Origin of the sequence: Actinoalloteichus spitiensis RMV-1378 (assembly GCF_000239155.1) — a bacterium.
Taxonomy (GTDB): domain Bacteria; phylum Actinomycetota; class Actinomycetes; order Mycobacteriales; family Pseudonocardiaceae; genus Actinoalloteichus_B; species Actinoalloteichus_B spitiensis.
Genome location: NZ_AGVX02000315.1, coordinates 1 through 4,424, shown reverse-complemented (window position 1 = coordinate 4,424; position 4,424 = coordinate 1). Strand labels below are relative to the sequence as shown.

The window sequence follows — 4,424 nt, the reverse complement described above, 5'->3', positions numbered from 1 at the left end:
CAGTGGCGGCGTCGAGCCGTTCCGTGGCGTCCAGCAGGTCGCGCATCTGCTCGAGGGTGAAGCCCAGCGGCTTCATCCGGCGGATCACCATCAGGCGCTGGACGTCGGCCTCGGTGTAGAGGCGGAACCCGCCCTGGGAGCGGCCAGAGGGCTCCACCAGGCCGGCCTCCTCGTAGTGCCGGATCGTCCGGAGTGACAGCTCGGTCCGCTCCGCGACCTCGCCGATCCGCATCCGCCTGTCGTCCACGCCCCCGCTCCGCCTTTCTCGCCGAGGTCGAGACCCTGGCCACACCACCCTCACCCTACCCTTACGTTAGGGTAGGGTTTGTCGGCGGTGGCTCAGCCCCACGCCGGCCACCACGGCACCCCATCGGGGCCGACGCCGCCTCCGACCTGATCCGGTTCTCCCAGGAGGAGCGCGTGCACGAGCCACGGCCAGCCGGCGGCCGCGCCTTCCCACCGTAAGGCCCCGGTCCGACGCCTGACCGCCCTCCCACGACCGCGGCCGGCGCTCCCCTCCACGTCCCCGGCGCCGGCCCGACCGCGCCCCCGGGGATGTCCTCCACCCTCCCCTCGCACGTCAACACGTCATCCCGCGCTGGTGACGTGCCCGAGCACGACAGGTTCCTCCACTGTGCCCTCGCCCTCATCCGGCTCGACGCCGTCCACCGCCAGCTGGTCGCGGAAGCCGTGGCCCGACTGGATCACCAGCCCGAAGGTCTGGCGCACCGAGGTGCTGGCCGGCCTCGTCGTCGCGCTCGCCCTGATCCCCGAAGCCATCTCGTTCTCCATCATCGCGGGCGTCGACCCGGCCGTCGGCCTGTTCACGTCCTTCACGATGGCCGTCACCATCGCGGTGGTCGGCGGCCGGCGGGCCATGATCTCGGCGGCCACCGGGGCGGTCGCGCTCGTGATCGCCCCGCTGAACCAGGAGCACGGCCTGGGCTACCTCGTCGCCGCCGTGATCCTGGCCGGGGTGTTCCAGGTGGTCCTCGGCGCGCTGGGCGTGGCCAGGCTGATGCGGTTCGTCCCGCGTTCGGTGGTGGTCGGCTTCGTCAACTCCCTGGCCATCCTCATCTTCCTCGCCCAGGTACCGGAACTCCGGGACGTGCCGTGGGCGGTGTACCCGCTGGTCGCGGGTGGCCTGGCGATGATGGTGCTCTTCCCCCGCATCACCACCGTCGTCCCGGCCCCGCTGGTGTCGATCGTGGTGCTCACCCTGATCACGGTGGCGGCCGGCATCGCCGTGCCGACGGTGGGCGACAAGGGTGCCCTGCCGTCCACGCTCCCCTCCTTCGGCCTGCCGGACGTTCCGCTGACCCTGGAGACCCTGACCACCATCGCTCCGTACGCCTTCGCGATGGCGCTCGTCGGACTGATGGAGTCGCTGATGACCGCGAAACTGGTGGACGACATCACCGACACCCACTCGAACAAGACCCGGGAGTCCGTCGGCCAAGGGGTCGCCAACATCGTCACCGGATTCTTCGGCGGCATGGGCGGCTGCGCGATGATCGGCCAGACGATGATCAACGTCAAGGTCTCCGGTGCGCGCACCCGGCTCTCCACCTTCCTCGCCGGAGCCTTCCTCATGGTGCTCTGCGTCGTCTTCGGCCCCGTCGTCTCGGACATGCCGATGGCGGCACTGGTCGCCGTCATGGTGATGGTGTCCTTCGCGACCTTCGACTGGCACTCGGTCGCCCCCCGCACCCTGCGGCGGATGCCGCTCGGGGAGACCGTCGTCATGGTCGTCACCGTGATCTGCGTGGTGGTCACCCACAACCTCGCGGTGGGGGTCGTCGTGGGCACGCTCGCGGCGATGGTGGTCTTCGCCCGCAGGGTCGCGCACCTGACCCAGGTCACCTCGGTCCGGGACCCGGACGGGGCCAGCGTCGTCTACCGGGTGACCGGCGAGCTGTTCTTCGCCTCCTCCGAGGACCTCGCCAGCCAGTTCGACTACGCCAACGACCCACCGGAGGTCATCATCGACCTCTCCGCCGCCCATGTCTGGGACGCCTCCTCGGTCGCCGCGCTCGACGCCGTGGAGACCCGGTACGCCAGGCACGGCAAGACCGTGGAGATCACCGGCCTCGACGAAGGGAGCGCGAACCTCCACGGCTCGCTCAGCGGATCACTGGCCAACGGCCACTGAGAGCGGGCGGACCCGGGCCGGGGACAGCTCGCCCACCAGGGGTCCCGCGACACCGCCTCCGAACCCGCGTGGCCAGCTCGGTGCGGCGGCGGTACGGCGTCCGGTGCCAGCGACCGCGCCGGCCCGTCCCGCCCAGGTCGCTCCGGAGCCGCGACCACACGCCCGACGGCCTCCCGTCCAGTCCAGCGCCTCAACCGGGGAGGCCAGCGGGCGACCGGCTCGCCGGTGCTCCGCGGCTCCCGTCGCTCGCCGAGGAGGACCGCGGTCTCCTCCGACCCCTTCGGCCGTGCTCGGGCCCCGGGCACCACGAACAGCTCCCCCGCTCCACCGAGCCAGCCCCGTCCCGCCGACGACTGGTGAGCCGACCACTGATCCCGAGGAGGAGGTCGTCGGTTCTCCTGGTAGGTGTCAGACGAACTCGTCGAGGACCGTGACCAGCGTGATCACGTCGTCGTTCGGGTCGGCGGTCCGCTTCGAAGAGCGGTGGTCTGGGGAACGGCCCGGTGGGGCTTCGAGGTCGCGCGCGACCATCGGACGACGACAGGCAGCGGACCGTGTCCCGCCCCGAACCGCACGACTCCTCCCGGCCGGCGCTGGCGGTGGCGAGCCGGGCATGCCCCGCCACCAGCACGAGGACCACCTCACCGGGGGGCGTCGGCGGCGACCACCGGACGCCCGAGCCGGCGCCGTTCCACTTCCGCTGGCGCCCCGGGGTGCCGACGATCGGGCGGACCGCCGCCGGCACCCGGGAAGGGCCGGGTCAGCCGGCGTCGGACTCGCGCACCGGAGCCAGCTCGGCCCGCACCTGGTACCCCCGCCGGGCCAGGAGCGACCGGATGAACTCGATACCGGAGGGCCGCACCCGGGTGGTGAACCCCCCACGACGCCCGTCCGGGGTGTCGAACACGCTCGGCACCACGCGGAAGTGGTGCGCGTACTCCTGGTACGGCTCGTTGCGGCGGTGTTCGGCCGACATCAGCACCCGCTCGGCGCGCAGGAACTCGAAGAGCTTGTTCTGGCCGACCCCGGGGACTCCGAGCATCTTGGCCACGTTGCCCACCAGGTAGGTGCCATCGGTCTCCAACAGGGCGTCGTAGGCCTCGGCCTTCGGAGCGGCGACCGCCAACTCCCTGCGGGTGCGTTCGGCCTCCTCGAACTGGTCCGCCAGGGCCCGCAGGGCGGACGGGTAGTCCTCCGGCATCCTCGGTGCGGGCAGCACGATCTCGGCTTCCCTGGCGCGGACGGCGAAGTAGCGTTGGGCCGCCGCCACCTCCGGCTTTGCCGGGTCGCCGTTCATCGCGACGAGGTAGCAGGCGTACCTGGTGAGGCGGTGGTCGTCCCAGGTTCGGCCGCCCGCCGGGGCGCCATGCTCGGCCGCCACGAACAAGGCGTCCACGTTCACGCGGGTGTTGGCGGCGGACCGCTTGGCCCGAGCCAGGGTCTCGCCGAAGTGCCGCCAGTCCGAATAACCGAGCAGCGGCATGAGATCGCGGGCGGACCACCACTCACCGGTGTCGTCCACACGCCGAACCGAGTCGAAGGGATTGGTGTCGTAGGCTGATTCCAGACCGCTTTCCTCATTCATGCCCGAACTCCCTTGCCGAATCCCGCCGGGACCCCGGGAAAGTGCCCCCACCGTTTTCCCCAGGGTTTTCACCGTCACCACCGAGAATACCGGCGAAGACCGACAGTTCTGGGCACTGAGCTGGGAGGATGCCGCCGCGAGCTCGCCCGTGGTGCGGGGTGGCCCGAACAGGTCGACACACTCGCGTGCGGCTGGTCGTAATCCCTGCCAGCGTCGCCCGCCACGAAATGGAGACGTCTCGCGCTCCGCCGTCTCCGGCGGTTCCACCGAGGAGCTCCGGCGCCGGTGGACGATTTCCGCACGGTGGGAGAACCGGGAGAACCGGGGCGCCCGCCCGGGGGGCGCGGGCGGGCGCGTCGGACACCGCGCGGTCGGCTCCGTCCCACCGGGAGCGGGACGGAGCCGGTTCCGGGTTCAGCGCAGCAGCTCGGAGACCCGGTCCCGGAGCTCGGCGAGACGGCCCTCGGCGCGTTCCCGCGCCGCCGCCACGCCGTCCGTGCTGGCGGCTCCGCCGCCCTGGGCGGCCTCGTCGACCGGCTCGACCACCTGGAGGTACGCCTTCAGTTTCGGCTCGGTGCCCGAGGGCCGGACCACGACGCGGAGGGACGGGGCGCGGAGCTCGACGATGTCGGCCGCCCTGGCCTCCGCCAGCGACACCGGCACCCCGGCCAGCTCCACCGGCGGGGG

Annotated in this window: 4 protein-coding genes and 1 pseudogene; 1 reads left to right on the top strand and 4 read right to left on the bottom strand. The window is 72.0% G+C overall.

All coding sequences use genetic code 11. The features are described 5' to 3' along the window. On the bottom strand, nucleotides 1-232 hold a 232-nt coding region (locus tag ACTIDRAF_RS0214450), incomplete at its 3' end, for a MerR family transcriptional regulator (protein WP_026066110.1). A 402-nt stretch (nucleotides 233-634) separates the two neighbouring features. On the opposite strand from ACTIDRAF_RS0214450, the gene ACTIDRAF_RS0214445 reads away from it, so the two are divergent. After that, the gene (locus ACTIDRAF_RS0214445) at nucleotides 635-2,152 is read left to right on the top strand and encodes a SulP family inorganic anion transporter (RefSeq protein ID WP_026066109.1); all 1,518 of its coding nucleotides are present in this window, start codon (nucleotides 635-637) and stop codon (nucleotides 2,150-2,152) included. 408 nt (nucleotides 2,153-2,560) lie between these two features. Here the strand turns inward: ACTIDRAF_RS0214445 and ACTIDRAF_RS35315 are convergent, their stop codons facing one another. The 3 genes and pseudogenes from ACTIDRAF_RS35315 to ACTIDRAF_RS28940 form a co-directional block, all read right to left on the bottom strand. After that, nucleotides 2,561-2,683, bottom strand: a complete 123-nt coding sequence (locus ACTIDRAF_RS35315; RefSeq protein WP_016699444.1) for a hypothetical protein — start codon at nucleotides 2,681-2,683, stop codon at nucleotides 2,561-2,563. Nucleotides 2,684-2,912: 229 nt separating this feature from the next. Further along, entirely contained in the window at nucleotides 2,913-3,737 is an 825-nt protein-coding gene (locus tag ACTIDRAF_RS31990; RefSeq protein ID WP_016699443.1) for a phage antirepressor KilAC domain-containing protein, read from the bottom strand. 414 nt (nucleotides 3,738-4,151) lie between these two features. Beyond that, nucleotides 4,152-4,424 (bottom strand): annotated as a pseudogene (locus ACTIDRAF_RS28940) (hypothetical protein); the annotation flags it as partial.